Genomic DNA, 20,635 nt, shown 5'->3' on the forward strand with positions numbered 1-20,635 from the left:
CCGCCGCACTTTTCACGCTGGGCATGCTAGCGTCCACCCGAATTCCGTTGCCGGTTGGGGGGACCGCACCATGATTTGGATCGCCAATGGCCTGGTGGCGCTGGTCGCCGCGCTGCATGTCTATTTTCTGGTGCTGGAGATGTTTCTCTGGACCAAGCCGCTCGGCCTGAAAACCTTTCGCAACACGCCCGAGAAGGCTGCCGAATCCGCGGTGCTCGCCGCCAATCAGGGGCTCTATAACGGCTTCCTTGCCGCGGGCCTTGTCTGGGGCCTGTTCCATGGCAATCCCGGCTTCGCGTTCCAGATCAAAACCTTCTTTCTGCTCTGCGTGATCGTTGCCGGTATTTATGGCGCCGCCACCGTCAGCCGCCGGATCCTGTATGTGCAGGCAGCACCGGCTGTGCTGGCGTTGATCCTGCTCAGGCTGGCGTAAGGCACTCGCCTTGGCATTGCCTTGCAATGCCACAACCGATCCCCCAAACTCCCCGTCAACGATGGCATTCGACCATCGGCACATATGGGAGATAACGATATGAAGAACGGGATTACCCGGCTAATCGCGACGACTGCGCTTGCCATTGCACTGTCGGCATCATCGGCCCTTGCGCAAAAGAAATACGACACCGGCGCCACCGATACCGAGATCAAGATCGGCCAGACCGTGCCGTTCTCGGGCCCTGCTTCCGCCTATGCCGGCATCGGCAAGACGCAAGCTGCGTACCTGAAGATGATCAACGACCAGGGCGGCATCAACGGCCGCAAGCTCAATCTGATCCAGTATGACGACGCCTATTCGCCGCCGAAGGCGGTCGAGCAGGTGCGCAAGCTGGTCGAAGGCGACGAGGTCCTGTTCACCTTCCAGATCATCGGCACGCCGTCGAATGCCGCGGTCCAGAAATACCTCAACGGCAGGAAGGTGCCGCAACTGCTCGCCTCGACCGGCGCCTCGCGCTTCTCCGATCCGCAAAATGCGCCCTGGACCATCGCGTTCAATCCCAATTACCAGTCGGAGGGCCGCATCTACGCCAAATACATTCTGAAGAATTACCCCAACGCCAGGATCGGCATCTTCTACCAGAACGACGACCTCGGCCGCGACTACATCACCGGCCTCAAGGCCGGGCTTGGCGACAAGGCCGCGGCCATGATCGTCGGCGAAGTGTCGTACGAGTTGACCGACCCGACCATCGATTCGCAGATCGTGAAACTGAAATCGCTGGGCGCCGATCTGCTCTACGACGCCTCGACGCCGAAATTCGCGGCGCAGGCGATCAAGAAGGTCGCCGACCTCGCCTGGAAGCCGGTCCACATCCTCGACATCAATGCGAGTCCGGTGTCGGCGACGCTGAAGCCCGCGGGCCTCGACATCTCCAGGGACATCGTTTCCACCAATTACGGCAAGGATCCGGCCGACCCGCAGTGGAAGGACGATGCCGGCCTGAAAGCCTATTTCGCCTTCATGGACAAATATTATCCGGAGGGCGACAAGCTCAACACCGTCAACACCTACGGCTATTCGACCGCGGAATTGCTGGTGCAGATCCTGCGTCAGTGCGGCGACGATCTCACCCGCGAAAACCTGATGAGGCAGGCGACCAGCCTGAAGAACTTCGTCCCCAGCCTGGCGCTGCCCGGCATGTCGATCACGACGGGGCCGAACGACTATCGCATCAACAAGCAGATGCAGATGATGAAGTTCAACGGCGAGCGCTGGGAGTTGTTCGGCCCGATCATCGAGGATACCGGACCTGCGGGTTAGTTCTCTTACCTCGCCCCGCTTGCGGGGAGAGCATAGGCCGCCGCTTGCGGCGGCCGTTCTTGAAACGTCGAAGCCTTTGCATAGCGAAGGCTTCGGGTGAGGGGGACCCTCCGCGAGCATTACCCGCGGAGAGTCCCCTTCTCCCCGCACGCGGGGAGAAGGGGCGCTGGGCCACTGCACCCGCATCAATCCTACTTTCGTCGGCCCGAAATCGTTCACCTTTTCGGCAGGGCTCACCTTGCATTGCAGCAAGCGTTCCGCCAGTATCCCGGCCAGCGATGGCATCCACTGGGCCGATCAAGGCCCGGGACAAGACCGTCGGCTCAATCACAACACATGAGGAAATAAGCATTATGAGGAAGGGTATTCTCCATCTGGTCACCGGCACGGCGCTCGCAATCGCGCTGTCGGCCTCGTCGGCCTACGCGCAGAAGAAATACGATACCGGCGCGACCGATACCGAGATCAAGGTCGGCCAGACCAATCCGTTCAGCGGACCGGCCTCGTCGTACGCGACCATCGGCAAGACCCAGGCCGCCTATATGAAGATGATCAACGACCAGGGCGGCGTGAACGGCCGCAAGATCAATCTGATCCAGTATGACGACGCCTACTCCCCGCCCAAGGCCGTCGAGCAGGTGCGCAAGCTGGTCGAGAGCGACGAAGTGCTGCTCACGTTCCAGATCCTCGGCACACCCTCGAACGCGGCGGTACAGAAATATCTCAATGCCAAGAAGGTGCCGCAGCTGTTCGCCGCCACCGGCGCGTCGAAGTTCACCGACCCGAAGAATTTCCCGTGGACGATGGGTTTCAACCCCAACTACTTCGTCGAAGGCCGCATCTACGGCCAGTACATCATCAAAAATCATCCGAATGCCAAGGTCGGAATCCTCTATCAGAACGACGACCTCGGTAAGGACTATCTGAACGGCATCAAGGCCGGCCTCGGCGACAAGGCCGCGACCATGATCGTGGCCGAGGCCTCCTACGAGGTTTCCGATCCGACCATCGATTCGCAGATCCTCAAGATCAAGTCCTCCGGTGCGGACCTGTTCTTCAGCGCATCGACCCCGAAGCAGGCGGCACAGGCGATCAAGAAAATCGCCGAGCTCGACTGGCATCCGGTGCACATCCTCGACATCAACGCCACCTCGGTCGGCGCGGTGATGAAGCCGGCGGGACTCGAGGCCTCCAAGGGAGTGATCAGCGTCAACTACGGCAAGGATCCGCTCGATCCGACCTGGAAGGACGATGCCGGCATGAAGAAGTATCTCGACTTCATGGCGAAGTACTATCCCGATGGCGACAAGGACTCGATCTTCAACACCTATGGCTACTCGACCTCGCAGTTGCTGATTCACGTTCTCAAGGCGTGCGGCGACGACCTGACGCGCGAGAACGTCATGAAGCAGGCCACCAGCCTGAAGAATGTCCAGCTCGACCTGTCGCTGCCGGGCATCGTCAACAGCACCGCGCCGGACGACTATCGCGTCAACAAGCAGTTGCAGATGCAGAAGTTCAACGGCGAGCGCTGGGAACTGTTCGGCCCGATCCTCGAGGATTCCGGCCCGGCGGGCTAGTAGTACGGTTCGACGCTCGTCATTGCGAGGAGCGCAGCGAACGAAGCAATCCATTCTTTCTTGGCGCGGCGAGATGGATTGCTTCGCTTCGCTCGCAATGACGGGCGGTTAAGATCTGCAATCGGCGGTTTCTCGGAGCCGCCGATTTTTTGTGCCGGCTTTTCGCCTGTCATTATCGGGCTTGATCCGGCAGCCTATCCCATAGGGAGGCGTTTTTCTTGATGGATGCGCGGGTCAAGCCCGCGCATGACGAGCGAAACTCACTTCGGAATCTCCCCAAACGTCTTGCCGACCGGCAACACCGCGTGCCGGATCAGGCGCGAATCCTCGACGGCCGCCTGGCGGTGTTTCACCGCTTCCCGGTAAACGGGATCGCGGATCATTTCCGCAAACGCAGCGACGCTTGGATATTCGGCGATGAAGCAGTGATCCCAGCGCTCTTCCGCAGGGCCTATCAACATCAGCTCGAACCGGCCCTGCCAGACGATGCGCCCGCCGAGGCGTCCGAACACCGGCCCGCTTTCCCGGCCATAGGCCGCATAGGCTTCCGCGCCGGTTGCCTTGCGGCCGTCGGGATAGGCCGCGTGTTCCCTCAAGCGCACCAGATTGAGCATGTGGATCGGCCCTGGCCGATCGTTGGCGCGGAATTGCGCGAAAACTTCCTTGGTCGGATCGATGTGGCCCATGCGGCTCTCCTTGTGACTTTGGCCACCTTTACCACGCACCGCCCCACCTCCTAATCCCCCGTTAACCTTTGCGTAACCGGCCCTTAAATTCCGGGCGCTAGCGTGCGGCGGGACCGGTGTGGGCGGTGCGTATGGTGTTGGGACGGAAAAAGAGCGGCGGACGCAAGGAGCCGCTTTTCGGGCTTCCGGCCGCGCTCGCGGAGCTGCGTCTTTCGCCGGATGATCGCATCCCCGCCGCCGAAGACACGCCCAGGAAATCCTCGACCAAATCTTCCGCCAAATCATCCGCAAACCGCAAAGAAGATGACGAGGAGCCGCCGCGCGAGCGAAAACCGCGTGCGTCCCGCGGCGGCGCCAGGCGCCGGTCGAAGTCGCGGGGCCGCCTCGGTCTTGCGCGCCTGTTCTATTGGGGCGCGGTGCTCGGACTGTGGGCGGGAATTGCGGTTATCGGCGTCGTGGTCTGGGTCGGCGCGCATCTGCCGGCGATCCAGTCGCTGGAAATTCCAAAGCGTCCGCCGACGATCCAGATTGTCGGCATGGACGGCAGCGTGCTGGCACAGCGCGGCGAAATGGCCGGCGCCAATGTTTCGCTCAAGGATTTGGCGCCCTATCTGCCGAAGGCGTTCATCGCCATCGAGGACCGCCGGTTCTATTCGCATTACGGCGTCGACCCGATCGGCATTTTACGCGCGGCCGTCGCCAACATCCTGCATCGCGGCGTCTCGCAAGGCGGCTCGACGCTGACCCAGCAGCTCGCGAAGAACCTGTTCCTGACCCAGGAACGCACCCTGCAGCGAAAATTGCAGGAGGTCGAACTCGCGCTCTGGCTGGAGCGCAAGCATTCCAAGACCGAAATCCTCGAGCTCTATCTCAACCGGGTCTATTTCGGTTCCGGCGCCTATGGCGTCGAGGCCGCAGCCCAACGCTATTTCGGCAAGTCGGCCAAGAACGTCACCCTCGCCGAGGCCGCGATGCTGGCGGGCCTCGTCAAGTCGCCGTCGCGGCTGGCGCCGAACCGCAATCCGGAAGGCGCCGCGCAGCGCGCCCAGACCGTGCTCGCGGCGATGGCGGACGCCAAATTCATCACCGACGCGCAGGCGCAGGCCTCGATCGGCCATCCCCAGATCAATGTGAAGCCGGCCGGCGCCGGCACCGTCAACTACGTCGCCGACTGGATCGGCGAAGTGCTCGACGATCTGGTCGGCCAGATCGACCGCGACATCACCGTCGAAACCACGATCGATCCGAAGCTGCAGAGCGTGGCGGAGGCGTCCATCATCGACGAACTCGCGGCGAAAAGCGTAAAGTTCAATGTCAGCCAGGGCGCGCTGGTGGCGATGACGCCTGACGGCGCGGTGCGCGCCATGGTCGGCGGCCGGAACTATGCCGAGAGCCAGTATAACCGTGCGGTCACGGCAAAGCGCCAGCCCGGCTCGGCGTTCAAGCCGTTCGTTTATCTCACCGCGATCGAGGCGGGCCTGACGCCGGAAACGATCCGGCAAGACGCGCCGCTCGACGTCAAGGGCTGGAAGCCGGAGAATTACAGCCACGAATATTTCGGCGCGGTCACATTGACCCAGGCACTGGCGATGTCGCTCAACACGGTCGCGGTGCGGCTCGGCCTCGAAGTTGGCGCCAAAAACGTGGTGCGGACCGCGCACCGGCTCGGCATTTCATCGAAGCTCGACGCCAATGCCTCGATCGCGCTCGGCACCTCGGAAGTGTCCGTGATCGAACTGGTCGGCGCCTATGCGCCGTTTGCCAATGGCGGGCTCGGCGTCTCCCCGCATGTCGTGACCAAGATCCGCACCAGCGAGGGCAAGGTGCTGTATATGCGGCCGGCCGATCAGCTCGGTCAGGTAATCGAACCGCGCCATGTCGCAATGATGAACACCATGATGCAGGAGACGCTGATCTCCGGCACCGCGCACAAGGCTGAAATTCCGGGCTGGACCGCCGCCGGCAAGACCGGCACCAGCCAGGATTTCCGCGACGCCTGGTTCATCGGCTACACCGCCAATCTCGTAACGGGCGTCTGGCTCGGTAATGACGACAACTCGCCAACCAGGAAGGCGACCGGCGGCGGCCTGCCGGTCGAAGTCTGGTCCCGCTTCATGAAAGCCGCGCATCAGGGCGTGCCGGTGGCGAGTCTACCGAACTCGCAAACCGGCGGCGGGCTGTTCTCGAATTTGATGCAGACCGTATCGCAGGTCAGCGCACCTTCCGCGCCGACGGCCCAGGCCCCCGTCCCGCTCGCGCCGATTCCATCCGGCGGCGGCTATCGTCCGCCGCCGACGCGGACGTCCGCGCCGCCTGCATCGTCGGCGCGGCCGGAAGCGGCGGCGGGACTGGACGGCTGGTTGATGGACCGGGTGTTCGGCGGAAGGTGACCGCCGTTTTGCGAAAAGCTATCCCCGGGTCGTCCCCGCGAAAGCGGGGACCCATACGCCGCGGCCTATCGGTTGGGCGACGGAGTAGACACCTTCCATGAACAATCGACGCTGGTGGTTATGGGTCCCCGCTTTCGCGGGGACGACGGAGGAGAGATACGTGGCGAACGCCGCCCTAATCCTCGATCCCATACCGATGCAGATCGTTGCCGTAGGTATCGAGCCAACGCTTGGCGCGATCGACGTGATCGCAGACCCGGCCGACCACCCGCCAGAACCGCGGCGAATGGTTCATCTCGACGAGATGCGCCACTTCATGCGCGGCGAGATAGTCGAGCACGTAAGGCGGCGCCAGGATCAGCCGCCATGAGAACGACAGCGATCCGGCCGAGGTGCACGAACCCCAGCGGCTCGACTGATCGCGGATCGACACCCGCCGGACCCGCACGCCGAGATCGGCGGCGTAGGCCAATGAAGCCTTGTGCAAATCCTTGCGCGCTTCGCGCTTGAGGAAGTCGTGGACGCGCCGGTCCATGTGCTCGGGCCCGCCGGCCACGCACAAAATCCTCTCGCCGCTGTCACGGGTTTCGGTCCACACCGTGCCGCGTTCGCCGGAGCGATGCACGATCCGGTGCGGAACACCGCGCAGCGGCACCACCGTGCCGGAATGAAACGGCGCCGCCTTCGGCAAACGGCCGAGACGCGCGGCGATCCAGCCGCCGTGGAGCTGCGCAAAGTCCTTAGCTTCCGCGAGCGTGCCGCGCGGCGGCATGGTCAGGATCGCTTCGCGGTCGGTTGGATGAATGCGCAAGGTGTAGCGCCGCGCGCGGCGATGCCGGCGCAGCCTGATCGCGAAGAATTGGGAGCCGTGTTTGACCACGACAGTCGAGGGTTCGGCAGGCCGCCGATAGAGGAGCGCGCGAGTAGCCATGTCTGACAGTCCGGGGAGCAGGAGTTCGCCCGGATTCTGCCATAACCGCCGCCACTGAAATCGCTCGGCGCAAAAACAAATCATTTGCCCAATATACAGGGGCTGGTCACTAATTGACCCCTACCGGCTGGGGGCGGAACCATAAATTTTGGATGGAACCGGGCCGAAAACGCTCCCTCAAAGACTGAGGTCATCCTCATTCTTTGCGAGGGCGGCGAATCTCGGTTCTTTTAATCAATTCAGGGGCTTATCGCGCCCCCCGATTCGAACCCAGAATCACCCTTATTCGGCAGCGGCGACCGATTTTTCGGCAGCGGCGACCAATTTCGGCTTGGTATTCGCCGCCGACAGCATGAAATCGGAGATTCGCGGCACGATTTCCGAACGAAAACGCGAACCGTTGAACACGCCGTAATGCCCGACGCCTTTTTGCACGTAATGCACGCGGCGATGAGCGGGAATTGCGGTGCATAGCGCGTGGGTCGCTTCGGTCTGGCCGAGACCGGAGATGTCGTCCTTCTCGCCTTCCACCGTCATCAGCGCCACGCGCCTGATCTTCGAGGGATCGACCGGCTTGCCGCGATGGGTCATCTCGCCCTTCGGCAGCGCGTGCTTGACGAACACGACGTCGACGGTCTGCAGATAATACTCCGCGGTCAGATCCATCACCGCGAGGTACTCGTCGTAGAATTCGCGGTGCTTGTCGACCAGATCGCCGTCGCCCTTGACCAGATTGCTGAACAGCCGCTTGTGGGCGTCGGTATGGCGGTCGAGATTCATGGTGATGAAGCCCGAGAGCTGCAGGAAACCCGGATAAACGTCGCGCATCACACCGGGATGCGGGAACGGCACCTTGGTGATGACGTGGTTGCGGAACCATTCGATGCCGCGCTCGGCGGCGAGGTTGTTGACCGAGGTTGGATTGCGGCGGGTATCGATCGGCCCGCCCATCAGCGTCATGGACAGCGGCACGAACGGATCGTTTGCGGCTTCCATGACGGAAACCGCCGCCACCACGGGCACCGACGGCTGGCACACCGCGACGACATGCACGTTGCCGCCGAGCACGTGCAGCATCTCGATGACGTAATCGACATAATCATCGAGGTCGAAGCGGCCTTCGGCGAGCGGCACCATGCGCGCGTCCGACCAGTCGGTGATGTAGACCTCATGCGTCGGCAGGAAGGCTTCGACGGTGCCGCGCAAAAGCGTCGCGTAATGGCCGGACATCGGCGCCACGATCAGGACGCGCGGCTGGGGCGCGCGCAGCGGGCGCGTCAGCTTGCGATCGAAATACAGCAGACGGCAGAACGGCTTTTCCCAGATCGAGCGGACTTCCACCGCCGTGCGAATGCCGTTGACTTCGGTGGTGTCGAGACCCCATTCCGGCTTGCCGTAACGGCGCGTGGCCCGCTCGAACAATTCGCAACTGGCGGCGATCGATTTGCCGAGTTGGGTGTGCGTCCACGGATTGAGCGGGTTTTGAAACAGGATTTTCGTGGCGTCGGTCACGGCGCGCCCCGGGTTGAGCGACGCGTGGGCCAATTCGTACATCCAGTACATCGGCGTCGTAAGTGCCGGACTGCCTTCGGCCGCCAGTGGCGGTGCTCCGCCAAATTCACCAATCGGCATTATCTGTGACCCTCGTTTGCGCCGCAGCATAGTGCCGAATGCGTAATATTGCGTCAATGCACAGATCGGTAAATCTACCTGCCAAAACCACCAAAAACCCCGCAAATCCACGGGAAAGTGAGAGTTATTCACCGCCTCCGAGCAGCGAGCCGTGCCGCTTGGCGCTGCGTAAAAGGGCAAGAAAGATCGCAAATGAGGCAATGAACAGCGCCGCATTGATCGCCAGGGCGTCGACCATCAGCTCGGTCCGAAACTCATGATTGATCAACAGCGCGCGCATGCCCTCGAACACATAGGTCGGCGGCAACGCCCAGGCGAGATATTGCAGCCAATGCGGCAGCACGCTGACGGGATAATAGATGCAGGCGAGCGGCATCAGGCCGAACATCAGCGTCCAGACGATGCTCTCGGCGCCGAGCCCATTGCGCAGCACGAGGCCTGAAACAAAGATCCCGATCGACCAGCTGGTGAAAATCAGGTTGCAGAAGAAGGCGATCAGCGGCAGCCCGATGCCATAAAAATTGAAATCGAAGAAGTACAGCGCCAAGAGCGTCATCGGGATCACGCCGATCGCGAGCCGGATCAGGCTCATGATCATCAGCGAGATCAGGAACTCGATCGGCTTCAACGGGCTCATCATCAGATTGCCGAGGTTGCGCGCCCACATCTCCTCGAGAAACGAGATCGAAAAGCCGAGCTGGCCGCGGAACAGGATGTCCCACAGGATCACCGCGCCGATCAGCGAGCCGCCGGCGCGGGCGAAGAACCCCGACGTCTGCGCGATGTAATTCTGCAGAAAACCCCAGGTGATGATCTGCAGCGCCGGCCAGTAGATCAATTCCAGCACCCGCGGCCATGACGACACCAGGAGATACCAATAGCGCAGCACCATCGCGTTGATGCGATGCAGCGAAATTGTGTGCCGGATCGCCGCTTCGCTCACGCCGCGCCCTCCCGCTCCCGCCCGCGCGCGACGTCCAGAAAGACTTCTTCCAGCGTGGCGCGGTTGTAGCGGGCCATGATCTGGTCGGGGCTGTCGTCGTCCTCGATCTTGCCGCGCTTCATGATGATGACGCGGTCGCACAGCCGCTCCACCTCCAGCATGTTGTGCGAGGCCAGCAGAATGGTCGCGTCATGGGTCTTGCGATAATTCTGCAGATGCTGCCGGACCCAGTCGGCCGTGTCAGGGTCGAGCGACGCGGTCGGCTCGTCGAGCAGCAGCAATTCGGGCTGGTTGATCAGCGCTTTCGCCAGCGCGACGCGGGTCTTCTGGCCGGCGGAGAGTTTTCCGTTGGCGCGGTCGAGGAAGTCGCCGAGGTCGAGATCGGAAGCGAGTTGCGCGATCCGTGCGGGCAGATTCTCGACCGCATAGAGGCGGCCGAAAATGGTCAGATTCTGCCGCACCGTGAGCCGCATCGGCATGTCGACATAGGGGCTTTCGAAATTCATCCTCCCCAGCACGTCGGCGCTCTGCTCGGGCATCGCGGCGCCCAGTACCTGGATGCGGCCTGCGGTCGGCAGCACCAGCCCCATGATCATCGCAATCGTCGTGGTCTTGCCGGCGCCGTTGCCGCCGAGCAGGCCGGTGATGCTCCCGCGCCTAATGCGAAACGTCACGTCGTCCACCGCGCGGGTCGTCTTGTAGAATTTGACCAGATGCGCGACGTCGATCGCCGCGGATCCTGCCGGATCGGCGGCGGGCGACGGATTAGGCACCGGGTCACGTTTCGCCATTTGGGGCCGTTCATTGGGCCATTGCGGCGGTGAGTGCAAGACTTGCGCGAGAATCGAAGCCGTGAGCCGCGCGTTTGTGATCGGGCGCTTGCGCGGCTAAACTGCGGATATGACCGAAATTGCAGCCTCCGATTTCCGCCAGCCGCGCCGCTATGTCCGTCTGGATACGATATTGCGGCTGCGCTGGCTGGCCGCGCTCGGTCAGCTCGCCGCGATCTTCATCGTGGCGCAGGGACTCGAATTCGATGTCCCCGTCATCCCCTGCGTCGCCATCGTCAGCCTCTCGGCCGTGGTCAATCTCGCGCTGCAGATCGCGTTCAATCCGATGCAGCGGCTGGAACCGGTCTATGCCGCGGCGCTGCTGGCGCTCAACATCGTCGAGCTGGCCGCCCTGCTGTTCTTCACCGGCGGCCTGCAAAATCCGTTTTCATTCCTGTTCCTCGCCCCGGTCCTGATCTCGGCAACCGCGCTGCCGATCCGGTTGACGATCGCGCTCGGCGTGCTCGCGGTGGCCTGCGCCTCGGCGCTGGTGTTCTTCCATCTACCGCTGCCATGGGACAACGAAGATCCCCTGGTGCTGCCGCCGATCTATCTGCTCGGCGTCTGGCTCTCGATCGTGCTCGCGATCGGTGTCACCAGCCTGTATGCGTTCCAGGTCACCGAGGAATCCCGCAAGCTGTCGGATGCGCTGGCCGCGACCGAACTGGTGTTGACCCGCGAGCAGCACCTCACCCAGATCGACGGGCTTGCCGCCGCCGCCGCGCACGAACTCGGCACGCCGCTGTCGACGATCTTCCTGATTTCGCGTGAACTGGAGAAGACCGTGCAGGACGGCCATCTCGCCGCCGATCTCAAGACCTTGCGCGAGCAGGCGCAGCGCTGCCGCGACATTTTGGCCAAGATTACCCAGCTCTCCGCGTCCGGCGCGCCGTTCGACCGCATGCCGCTGTCGACGCTGATCGAGGAGACGGTTGCACCGCACCGTGACTTCGGTGTCGCCATCAAGGTGCGGCTTGCTGTCGCAGCCACGCGCGAGCCGGTCGGCGCCCGCAATCCCGCGATCCTCTATGGGGTCGGCAACATCCTGGAAAATGCCGTCGATTTCGCGCGCACGACCGTCGAGGTGAACGCGTGGTGGAACGCCGACACCGTCGAGATCAACATTTCCGACGATGGCCCGGGCATCGCGCCGGACATGCTGAAACGGATCGGCGAGCCCTATTTATCGCGGCGGCGCAGCGCGGATGAGGCGCAAAGCCAGCATGGCGGGCTTGGACTTGGGATATTCATCGCCCGCACCCTGCTGGAACGCACCGGCGCGAAGGTGTCGTTCTCCAACCGCGTGTTTCCCGATCACGGCGCCGTGGTTCATATCGTCTGGCCGCGCGACCGCTTCGAGGCGGCCGAGGCCGAACCTGAGACTGCGTCCTAACAGCGGTTCCTGGCATTAAGGATGGCAGTCCGGTCGACTTTAGGTGGCCTTGGCAGCGCCATTTTGCCACGCCATATGTTGAATATCCGACACAAGGATATCCAACCGTGAACGCCATCACCGAACTGAATGATCACGCCGACCGCTCGCTCCTCATCGTCGAGGACGACAAGCCGTTTCTGGAGCGGCTGTCGCGCGCGATGGAGACCCGCGGCTTCTCGGTGACGTCCTGCGACACCGTGTCCGATGGACTGGCCGAGATCGGCCGCGCCGCGCCGGCTTTCGCCGTGGTGGATTTGCGGCTCGGCGACGGCAATGGCCTCGACGTGGTGTCCGCGTTGAAGCGCAAGCGGCCGGAGGCGCGCGCGATCGTGCTGACCGGTTATGGCAATATCGCCACCGCCGTCACCGCGGTGAAGATGGGCGCGGTGGACTATCTCTCAAAGCCCGCCGACGCCGACGACGTGGTCGCGGCATTGCTGGCCAGCGGCACCGAGAAATCCGAACTGCCGGCAAACCCGATGTCGGCCGACCGCGTCCGCTGGGAGCACATCCAGCGCATCTACGAGATGTGCAATCGCAACGTCTCGGAAACCGCCCGTCGCCTCAACATGCACCGCCGCACCCTGCAGCGCATTCTGGCCAAGCGCGCGCCGCGCTGAGTTGAGATCGTAGGGTAGGCAAAGGCGCTCTTTGCGCCGTGCCCACCATTTATCCACATCGACTACTCCATGGTGGGCACGCGGAGCCTGTCATCGGGCGCGCATTCGCGCGACCCGTTGGCTTTGCCCACTCTACGGAAAAATTCGAACAGCCAGCTGTTTGTCATTTCTCACTCGCGGCCCCGTCGCGAGATGATATGCATGTGACGCATTTCCGGGGAACAGGGGACAATGATGGAAGACATGAAGGTGACGGCCGGCGGCTACGACTTTGGCGCAGCGCATGCCGCCATGCGCCGCTACGTCGATGGCAACATTCTTTCGGGTGTTTCGTCGGCGGTGCTGGTCGGCCGGGATCTGGTGGATGTGAATTGCGTTGGATGGGCCGACAAGGAGGCGCAGATACCCTTGCGGGTCGACCACATCTTCCGGGTGTTTTCCAATACCAAGCTGATCACCTCCTGTGCCGCGCTGCTGCTGTTTGAAGAAGGGCGCTTCCAGCTCGACGACCCCATCGAAAAATTCATTCCGCAGCTGGCGAACCGCCGTGTGCTGCGTCCGGATGCAACCTTGTTGGACGATACCGAGCCCGCCAAGGGCTCGATCACCATCCGCCATCTGCTGAGCCACGGTTCGGGACTGAGCTACGGTCTGCTCGATCCAGGAACGACGATCTTCAAGGCGTATAACGAGCGCAAGGTGCTCAACCCCGCCACAACGCTGGCGGACATGATGGACGTGCTGGCCGACCTGCCACTGGTGTTCCATCCCGGTACGTCATGGGAGTACTCGGTCGCCAGCGATGTCACGGCGCGGCTGGTCGAAATCGTCAGCGGGCAGCCGTTCGACGCATTCATCCAGGCGCGAATCCTGGATCCGCTTGGCATGGTGGACACCGGATTCGTCATCCCGGAGCAAAATCGAAACCGCCTCGCCGCGTATTACGCGGGGGCAGATATCATGGAGCCGATGAAGCCGGGCCTCACGCGCACCGATGACGCGCCCTATCCGGGAGCTTATTTGCGTCCCGTCCCGCGGCTGAATGGCGGCGGCGGGCTGGTTTCGACGTTGCCGGATATGGTGGCGCTGATCCGGAGCCTGCTTCCGGGCGGCCCCACCCTGCTCAAGCCGGATACGATTGCGCTGATGATGACCAACCAGTTGCCGGACGGCGTCTGGATACGCTTCGCCAGGATCGGCGATCTCCCGGGCAGAGGGTTCGCCTTGGCTGGCGCGCGGATCCTGCAGCCTTCGCCGTTCGACCATCCGGACTCCGTCGGCGAACTCTACTGGGGCGGCATAGCTGGCACGCAATGGTGGATTTCACCCGAGGCAAATGTCGCGGGCCTGATGATGACACAGCGTCAGATGGCTTTCACGCATCCGTTCGCGGTCGAATTCAAGCGGTTGGCGTATCAGGCGGTAAAGCGCAAGGGTTGACCGGTTCGGTCAACTCGCCCCGCTAAAACTCGCCCTGCCCCTGCGGATCGACCAGCCGGTTGATGCGCTGTGCGGCGGCAATGGCAAACCGCACCGTCATCGATTTGCGCGTCGGCGCCGGCAGGCGATGCTCGGGCGCCTCGCAATGCATATGCGCGCCATAGGCGTCGGCGATGATCAGGCCGGTATCGGCTGGGAAAATCTCGCACGGCAGATCCTGCGTAAAGGCAAAGAACAGCCGGTCGCAATGCGCGCGATACTCCGGCCATTTCTGGTCGGCCCGGAAATCCTCGAGCGACGATTTGATCTCGACGATCCAGATGTCGCCGCGCTCGTTCAGCGCCACCAGATCGGCGCGCCGGCCCGACGGCAGCGGCAGTTCGCTGATGCAGGAAAATCCGAGCGATCTCAACAGCCTCGCGGTGCCGCGCGCGATCTTGAGCGCGGTCTCCGACTGACGGCCGTCCGGCGCGGGCGCAAGGCTGATCTGGCGGGCGGGCGATTCCATCCGGCAATCCTAGCCGATTTCGGCACCGCCGCCCAACGGGAGGGGGGCGCGAAATGCACCGCAAATTCGCACCCGCCCCGCCTTGTTTTCGACCTCAGGCGACCGTGAACCGAGTGGAACCTTGGTTCCGAGGGACGGAACACACGGAGGAGAACCATGAAGTCAGGCATCGCACTTCGCTCGCTCGCATTCGCTCTCGCAACATTCCCGCTGTCGGCCGCCGTTGCAAAACCCACCGTCGAAGTCGCCTTCGTTCTCGACACCACGGGAGCGATGGGCGGGCTGATCGAAGGCGCCAAACGAAAGATCTGGTCGATCGCGACCGCGATCGTCGATTCCAATCCCGACGCCGACATCCGCATGGGCCTCGTCGCCTACCGCGACATCGGCGACGACTACGTCACCAGGAAGATTGAACTCACCACCGACATCCAGGATCTCTACGCTCACCTTCTGGAATTGAGGGCTCGTGGCGGCGGCGACTGGCCGGAAAGTGTCAACGAGGCGCTCGATGTCGCCGTCAACAAGCTGCAATGGACCACCGGCGGCGATACCAGGCGGATCGTGTTTCTGGTCGGCGACGCGCCGCCGCACATGGATTACGCGCAGGACACCAAATATCCGGTCACGCTGTCGGTGGCGAAGCAAAAGGACATCATCGTCAACACCGTGCTCGCCGGCAACGCGCAGGATACCGAACGGGTCTGGCGCGATATCGCCCAGAACGGTAACGGCCGCTTCATTCCGATCCCGCAGGATGGCGGACAGATCGTCGTGATCGAGACGCCGTTCGATCAGGACATCATCATCCTGCAGCGCGAGATCAACGGCACCGTGATCCCCTACGGCCCGCGGGCGCTGCAGAAACGCACCGAGGACAAGACCCAGCAACTGTCGAACGTCGCGGCAGCGGCGCCCTCGCAGGCTTCCGAGATGGCGAGCTTCATCAACAAGCGCGCCAAGGCGACCTCGGAAGCCGTCACCGGCGAAGGCGACCTGGTCAGCGATATCGCCGCCGGCCGGCAGAAGCTTGCCACGCTGAAAGACGAGGAATTGCCGGACAATCTGCGCGCGTTGAAACCGGAAGCCCGCATGGATGAAGTCAACAAGCAGATGAACCAGCGCAAGGAGCTCAACGACAAGCTCTCGGCCCTGGTGGCGATGCGGGACAAATACGTCGCCGAGCAGCGCGCCAAGGCGCAATCGAAGGCATTGTCGTTCGATCGCGTGGTGGAGGATACGCTGAAGGCGCAGATCAGGCGGTGAGATAGCGGCATCCAACATCGTCGTCCCCGCCTAGTGCGCAATTGCGCACGGGAGCGGGGACCCATAACCACCGATGGCTGTTGTTACACCGCGCTAGGGCGACAGCCTTCGTACAACACGGTCCTGTGGTTATGGGTCCCGGCTCCTGATGCGCAATTGCGCATAAGGGCCGGGACGACGGTGAATTTCGCCGGAACTTCGCAGCCCCCTCACCGCTTATCTATCGGCCGCTAACGACGTCCTGGGCGGACCGATGAGAGCTGCCCGGCATGATTGACGATCTCTGGTACAAGAACGGCGTCATCTATTGCCTCTCCGTCGGCACCTATATGGATGCCAATGGCGACGGGATCGGCGATTTCAAAGGCTTGTTGCGGAGGTTGGATTATCTGCACGGTCTCGGCATCACCGCGATCTGGCTGATGCCGTTCCAGCCCTCGCCCGGCCGGGACGACGGCTACGACATCTCGGATTATTACGGCGTCGATCCCCGTTACGGCACGCTCGGCGACTTCGTCGAATTCACCCATGGCTGCCGGCAGCGCGGCATCCGCGTCATCATCGACCTCGTCGTCAACCACACCTCCGACCAGCATTCCTGGTTTCGCGACGCACGAAGCGCAAAGGACTCGCAATACCGCGATTGGTATGTCTGGTCCGACAAGCGGCCGGCGAATGCCAACACCGGCGTGGTATTTCCCGGCGTGCAAAAATCGACCTGGACGCGGGATAAGGAAGCGGGCGCCTGGTATTTCCATCGCTTCTACGATTTCCAGCCCGATCTCAACACCTCCAACCCGCATGTGCAGGCAGAAATCCTCAAGATCATGGGGTTCTGGATCCAGCTCGGCGTCTCCGGCTTTCGCATGGACGCGGTCCCCTTCGTGATTGCGACCAAGGGCGCCAAGGTGAAGAAGCCCGTCGAACAATACGACATGCTGCGCTCGTTCCGCGAATTCCTGCAATGGCGGAAAGGCGACGCCATCATTCTGGCGGAAGCCAATGTGCTGCCCGAAACCGACATGGACTATTTCGGCCGAGACGGCGACCGCATGCACATGATGTTCAATTTTCAGGTCAACCAGCATCTGTTTTATGCACTGGCCTCCGCCGATACCCGCCCGCTGGCGAAATCGCTGACCGCGACCAGGCCGCGGCCCGCGACCGCGCAATGGGGCCTGTTTCTGCGCAACCATGACGAACTCGATCTCGGCCGGCTGACGAAGCCGCAGCGCGACACCGTGTTCAAGGCGTTCGGCCCCGACAAGAACATGCAACTCTACGATCGCGGCATCCGCCGGCGCCTCGCGCCGATGCTGGGCGGCGACCGGCGGCGGCTCGAGCTCGCCTACAGCCTGATGTGCACGCTGCCGGGGACACCCGTCATTCGTTATGGCGACGAGATCGCGATGGGTGACAATCTCGATCTGCCCGAGCGCAATTGCGCGCGCACGCCGATGCAATGGTCGACCGAACCGCATGCCGGATTCACCGAGAGCGACAAGCCCTGCTCGCCCGTCATCGACGAGGGTCCTTATGGCTACGAGCATGTCAATGCCGCGAAACAACGCCGCGATCCCGATTCGATGTTGAACTGGACCGAGGGCATCATCCGGATGCGGAAGGAAGTCCCCGAGGTCGGCTGGGGCGATTTCAAGGTGATTGCGGCGCGCGATCCCGCGGTGCTGGTGATCCGCTACGACTGGCGCAACAATTCGGTGCTGTTCGTGCATAATCTCGACGAGAAGCCACGCGAAGTCACGTTTGTGGTCGGGCTGCCCGGCGAGGCCGGCAAGCTGCTGGTCAACCTGCTGTCGGAGGATCACAGCCAAGCCGATGAGCGCGGCAAGCATACGCTGATGCTGGAAGGTTACGGCTACCGATGGTATCGCGTCGGCGGCCTCGATTATCTGCTGAAGCGCAGCGATATCGATGCGGATGCGACAGGGAAGGCCAGTCACCCGGCGTGAGCGGGCGTCCCGAGAATCACACCCTCATTACCGCGCAGATCGAGCGTGCCCTGGACCTGCTCACCCTGCCGATCCAGCATGGTCGACAGCAGGATCTCGCGCCCGAAGCCGATCGAGCTCGAGGCAATCGAAGCGGGCTCGGCGCCGAGATTGAGCGCAATGACGACCGCGCCGCCCTCGCCCTCGCGGCGATAGAGCAGGATATCGCCCTGGGCGGCGACCGGCTGGTACGCGCCGGTCACCAGTTGCGGCAATTTCTTCCGGAGCGCGATCAGCGCCTTGTAGAAGTTGAGGATCGAGTCAGGGACGGCATCGAGATTGATGACATTCTCACGCGCGAAATCATGCGCCAGCGGCAGCCATGGTTTTGCCATCGAGAACCCCGCATGCGGACGCGCGCTCCATTGCATCGGCGTGCGGCAACCGTCACGACCGACCCCGATCCCCGGCACGTTCTTCTCGAAGGGATCGCGCACCTGGTCGGGCGAGATCATAGCCTGACGCATGCCGATCTCGTCGCCGTAATAGAGCGTCGGCGTGCCGCGCAGCGTCAACAGCAGCATCGCCGCGACGCGCGCCTGCTCAGGCCCGACCCGGCTCGCCACCCGCGGCCGGTCATGATTGCCGAGCACCCAGTTCGGCCAGGCGCCGGCGGGCAAAGCGCGCTCGTAATCGGCGACGATCTTCTCGATCGAGTGCGCGCTCCACAGCGTCGACAACAGGGCAAAATTGAACGGCATCTGCGCGCCGGCAAGGTCGTTGCCGTAATAGGCGACCATGCGGTGCAGGGGCAGATAGATCTCGCCGATCAGCACGCAGGAATCGAATCCGTCGATCACGCGCCGCATCTCCGCGATCACCTCATGTACCTCGGGCTGGTCGGTCGAATACTGCGTCAGGATGGCCTCGTGCGGCGGCCGTCCTTCGACATAATGTGAATTGGGCGGATTATCGCGGAATTTCGCGTCCTTTATCAGATGCCAGATCACATCGACCCGAAAGCCATCGACGCCCTTGCGTAGCCAGAAGCGCATCACGTCATAGATCGCCTCACGCACTTGCGGGTTGCGCCAGTTCAGGTCCGGCTGCTGGGTGAGAAAGGCATGATAATAATATTGGCCGGTCGTCTCGTCATGTTCCCAGCCGCTGCCGCCGAATTCCGATAACCAGTTGTTCGGGGGCCCGCCCTCCGGCTTGCCGTCGCGCCAGATATACCAGCCGCGCTTTCGGTTATCGCGGGAGCTCCTGCTTTCGATGAACCAGGGGTGCTGGTCCGAGGTGTGGTTCGGCACCAGGTCGAGGATCAGCTTGAGGCCGCTGTCATGGACGGCGGCGATCAGCGTGTCGAAATCCTCCATCGTGCCGAACATCGGATCGATGTCGGTATAGTCTGATATGTCGTAGCCTAAATCGGCCATCGGCGACGGGAAGATCGGCGACAGCCAGATCGCGTCGATCCCGAGTTCCCTCAAGTAGGGTAGCCGCTCGATGATCCCCGCGAGATCGCCGACCCCGTCGGCGTTGGTGTCCTGAAACGACCGCGGATAGATCTGATAGAAAACGCCGTGCCGCCACCAATTTTTGTCGCCCTGATCCATCCTTGGAAATCACCCTTCAAATCCGGCTTGAACAAGGCAGCGGCAACGGTCGGGCTAAAGCTGACCGGATTTTTCAGGACAATCCCCTGCCATGCGTACGCCCTGCGCGTTTAGCCATGCCGGGTCATGGCGATCTGATACACGGTGATCAGCACCTCGAACAGGATCAGGAACACGATGATCAGCTCCAGCCGTAGCGAGCGGCGGGTATCGATGATATCGGTCAGGACCTGCGCCGTCTCGGCGACCACCGCAAGTTTACGATTGAGCGATTCGGCGCGCTCCTTGAGCTCGTATTCATCCTCCAGCCGGGCATAGAGCCGCTCGAGCTGCGGCTTGTCCCAGAGAATATCGGGCTTTTCGGACACCTCGACCGGACCGGAGACGCGATGCCGCACCGACAACGCATTGCCGATGTGCTTCAGGATCGCGTTCCGGCCACCGCGCATCTGCCCGTTCTGCGCCAGTTCGCGCGCGAACGGTTCGGTCATGTCGAACACGGCCGCAACCTCGCGCTCGTGCCGCGCCAGAACGACGCTCTTGGCCAGCGCCTCGCCAACCAGGATCAGCCGCTCCGGCGACAGACTCTGCAGGTAGATCGGACCACCCGGCGGAATCTGGTCGTCCTTCTCGGAGGCGAGTTCGATGGTCGCGATCTCCTCCTCGCGCCGGGCCGCGGGTCCTGTCATGCGCGATTGCAGGCTACGCAGGAATTCGTCCTCCTCCAGCGCATTCAGCCCGATGAGGACGACGACGCCATAGCGGAACAGAATGGCGACGCCGTTCTCGTTGACGCGAAACGCCAGCGGCGTCGTTGCCAGCACGTCGCCACGCTCGAGGCCCGACGTATTCAGGCGGTCGGCGACAAAAAACGCGCGGGCCGTTGTACGCGTCCCCCCCAGCGGCGATGTGGAAGCCTGACTCATGCAATTTCCGGCCTGCCGACGTCAAAAAACCAAGCCTGCGGCCGATGCGCTTTCGGCCTTGAGCACTAAATGTTGCGTTCAACCCTATCACAGACCCGGCCCGGATCGCACGGCGTCCCCT

The 20,635-nt window shown here is 62.6% G+C and carries 17 protein-coding genes; 9 read left to right on the forward strand and 8 right to left on the reverse strand.

Features of this window, described 5'->3' with window-relative positions:
- Positions 1–70 precede the first annotated feature (70 nt).
- From NL528_RS44425 to NL528_RS44435, 3 genes are all read left to right on the forward strand, one after another.
- Entirely contained in the window at positions 71–433 is a 363-nt protein-coding gene (locus NL528_RS44425; RefSeq protein ID WP_309180667.1) for a DUF1304 domain-containing protein, read from the forward strand.
- Between the two features lie 99 nt (positions 434–532).
- Complete coding sequence (locus NL528_RS44430; RefSeq protein WP_309180668.1) at positions 533–1,759, forward strand: ABC transporter substrate-binding protein; 1,227 nt, start codon at positions 533–535, stop codon at positions 1,757–1,759.
- Between the two features lie 353 nt (positions 1,760–2,112).
- Positions 2,113–3,339, forward strand: coding sequence for an ABC transporter substrate-binding protein (locus tag NL528_RS44435; protein ID WP_309180669.1), 1,227 nt, complete (start codon positions 2,113–2,115; stop codon positions 3,337–3,339).
- A gap of 260 nt (positions 3,340–3,599) precedes the next feature.
- On the opposite strand, the gene NL528_RS44440 is transcribed toward NL528_RS44435, so the two are convergent.
- Entirely contained in the window at positions 3,600–4,025 is a 426-nt protein-coding gene (locus tag NL528_RS44440; protein WP_309180671.1) for a DUF1330 domain-containing protein, read from the reverse strand.
- A gap of 131 nt (positions 4,026–4,156) precedes the next feature.
- Here NL528_RS44440 and NL528_RS44445 point away from each other — a divergent pair, with 131 nt between their 5' ends.
- Positions 4,157–6,415, forward strand: a complete 2,259-nt coding sequence (locus NL528_RS44445) for a penicillin-binding protein 1A (RefSeq protein ID WP_309185277.1) — start codon at positions 4,157–4,159, stop codon at positions 6,413–6,415.
- Positions 6,416–6,590: 175 nt separating this feature from the next.
- Here NL528_RS44445 and NL528_RS44450 read toward each other — a convergent pair whose 3' ends face one another.
- The 4 genes from NL528_RS44450 to NL528_RS44465 form a co-directional block, all read right to left on the reverse strand.
- Complete coding sequence (locus tag NL528_RS44450) at positions 6,591–7,430, reverse strand: SprT family zinc-dependent metalloprotease (protein WP_309180672.1); 840 nt, start codon at positions 7,428–7,430, stop codon at positions 6,591–6,593.
- 198 nt (positions 7,431–7,628) lie between these two features.
- Positions 7,629–8,978 carry a polyhydroxyalkanoate depolymerase gene (locus NL528_RS44455; protein WP_309180673.1) on the reverse strand — a complete coding sequence of 450 codons (1,350 nt, stop codon included), beginning with the start codon at positions 8,976–8,978 and terminating at the stop codon, positions 7,629–7,631.
- A 124-nt stretch (positions 8,979–9,102) separates the two neighbouring features.
- Entirely contained in the window at positions 9,103–9,870 is a 768-nt protein-coding gene (locus tag NL528_RS44460; RefSeq protein WP_375144116.1) for an ABC transporter permease, read from the reverse strand.
- 47 nt (positions 9,871–9,917) lie between these two features.
- Positions 9,918–10,712 (reverse strand): ABC transporter ATP-binding protein, encoded by a 795-nt coding sequence (locus NL528_RS44465; RefSeq protein ID WP_309180675.1) that lies wholly within the window; start codon positions 10,710–10,712, stop codon positions 9,918–9,920.
- A gap of 109 nt (positions 10,713–10,821) precedes the next feature.
- Here NL528_RS44465 and NL528_RS44470 point away from each other — a divergent pair, with 109 nt between their 5' ends.
- From NL528_RS44470 to NL528_RS44480, 3 genes are all read left to right on the forward strand, one after another.
- Positions 10,822–12,144, forward strand: coding sequence for an ActS/PrrB/RegB family redox-sensitive histidine kinase (locus NL528_RS44470; RefSeq protein WP_309180676.1), 1,323 nt, complete (start codon positions 10,822–10,824; stop codon positions 12,142–12,144).
- A 107-nt stretch (positions 12,145–12,251) separates the two neighbouring features.
- Complete coding sequence (locus NL528_RS44475; protein ID WP_309180677.1) at positions 12,252–12,806, forward strand: ActR/PrrA/RegA family redox response regulator transcription factor; 555 nt, start codon at positions 12,252–12,254, stop codon at positions 12,804–12,806.
- Between the two features lie 234 nt (positions 12,807–13,040).
- Complete coding sequence (locus NL528_RS44480) at positions 13,041–14,246, forward strand: serine hydrolase domain-containing protein (protein ID WP_309180678.1); 1,206 nt, start codon at positions 13,041–13,043, stop codon at positions 14,244–14,246.
- Between the two features lie 22 nt (positions 14,247–14,268).
- On the opposite strand, the gene NL528_RS44485 is transcribed toward NL528_RS44480, so the two are convergent.
- Positions 14,269–14,754, reverse strand: a complete 486-nt coding sequence (locus tag NL528_RS44485) for an MmcB family DNA repair protein (protein ID WP_309180679.1) — start codon at positions 14,752–14,754, stop codon at positions 14,269–14,271.
- 156 nt (positions 14,755–14,910) lie between these two features.
- Here NL528_RS44485 and NL528_RS44490 point away from each other — a divergent pair, with 156 nt between their 5' ends.
- Positions 14,911–16,020, forward strand: a complete 1,110-nt coding sequence (locus NL528_RS44490; protein ID WP_309180680.1) for a VWA domain-containing protein — start codon at positions 14,911–14,913, stop codon at positions 16,018–16,020.
- A 269-nt stretch (positions 16,021–16,289) separates the two neighbouring features.
- Positions 16,290–17,990, forward strand: a complete 1,701-nt coding sequence (locus tag NL528_RS44495) for an alpha-amylase family protein (RefSeq protein ID WP_309180681.1) — start codon at positions 16,290–16,292, stop codon at positions 17,988–17,990.
- Here NL528_RS44495 and NL528_RS44500 read toward each other — a convergent pair.
- Complete coding sequence (locus tag NL528_RS44500; RefSeq protein WP_309180682.1) at positions 17,978–19,588, reverse strand: alpha-amylase family glycosyl hydrolase; 1,611 nt, start codon at positions 19,586–19,588, stop codon at positions 17,978–17,980. The two genes, NL528_RS44495 and NL528_RS44500, sit on opposite strands and share 13 nt — an antisense overlap.
- Before the next feature lie 110 nt (positions 19,589–19,698).
- Positions 19,699–20,514 carry an RMD1 family protein gene (locus NL528_RS44505; RefSeq protein WP_309180683.1) on the reverse strand — a complete coding sequence of 272 codons (816 nt, stop codon included), beginning with the start codon at positions 20,512–20,514 and terminating at the stop codon, positions 19,699–19,701.
- Between the last annotated feature and the right edge of the window lie 121 nt (positions 20,515–20,635).

Source organism: Bradyrhizobium sp. Ash2021 (assembly GCF_031202265.1).
Lineage (GTDB): Bacteria > Pseudomonadota > Alphaproteobacteria > Rhizobiales > Xanthobacteraceae > Bradyrhizobium.

Coding starts and splice junctions, on each gene's coding strand:
- NL528_RS44425 (WP_309180667.1), top strand. CDS start 71: ATGATTTGGATCGCCAATGGCCTGGTGGCGCTGGTCGCCGCGCTGCAT.
- NL528_RS44430 (WP_309180668.1), top strand. CDS start 533: ATGAAGAACGGGATTACCCGGCTAATCGCGACGACTGCGCTTGCCATT.
- NL528_RS44435 (WP_309180669.1), top strand. CDS start 2,113: ATGAGGAAGGGTATTCTCCATCTGGTCACCGGCACGGCGCTCGCAATC.
- NL528_RS44440 (WP_309180671.1), bottom strand. CDS start 4,025: ATGGGCCACATCGATCCGACCAAGGAAGTTTTCGCGCAATTCCGCGCC.
- NL528_RS44445 (WP_309185277.1), top strand. CDS start 4,157: ATGGTGTTGGGACGGAAAAAGAGCGGCGGACGCAAGGAGCCGCTTTTC.
- NL528_RS44450 (WP_309180672.1), bottom strand. CDS start 7,430: ATGATTTGTTTTTGCGCCGAGCGATTTCAGTGGCGGCGGTTATGGCAG.
- NL528_RS44455 (WP_309180673.1), bottom strand. CDS start 8,978: ATGCCGATTGGTGAATTTGGCGGAGCACCGCCACTGGCGGCCGAAGGC.
- NL528_RS44460 (WP_375144116.1), bottom strand. CDS start 9,870: ATGGTGCTGCGCTATTGGTATCTCCTGGTGTCGTCATGGCCGCGGGTG.
- NL528_RS44465 (WP_309180675.1), bottom strand. CDS start 10,712: ATGGCGAAACGTGACCCGGTGCCTAATCCGTCGCCCGCCGCCGATCCG.
- NL528_RS44470 (WP_309180676.1), top strand. CDS start 10,822: ATGACCGAAATTGCAGCCTCCGATTTCCGCCAGCCGCGCCGCTATGTC.
- NL528_RS44480 (WP_309180678.1), top strand. CDS start 13,041: ATGGAAGACATGAAGGTGACGGCCGGCGGCTACGACTTTGGCGCAGCG.
- NL528_RS44485 (WP_309180679.1), bottom strand. CDS start 14,754: ATGGAATCGCCCGCCCGCCAGATCAGCCTTGCGCCCGCGCCGGACGGC.
- NL528_RS44490 (WP_309180680.1), top strand. CDS start 14,911: ATGAAGTCAGGCATCGCACTTCGCTCGCTCGCATTCGCTCTCGCAACA.
- NL528_RS44495 (WP_309180681.1), top strand. CDS start 16,290: ATGATTGACGATCTCTGGTACAAGAACGGCGTCATCTATTGCCTCTCC.
- NL528_RS44500 (WP_309180682.1), bottom strand. CDS start 19,588: ATGGATCAGGGCGACAAAAATTGGTGGCGGCACGGCGTTTTCTATCAG.
- NL528_RS44505 (WP_309180683.1), bottom strand. CDS start 20,514: ATGAGTCAGGCTTCCACATCGCCGCTGGGGGGGACGCGTACAACGGCC.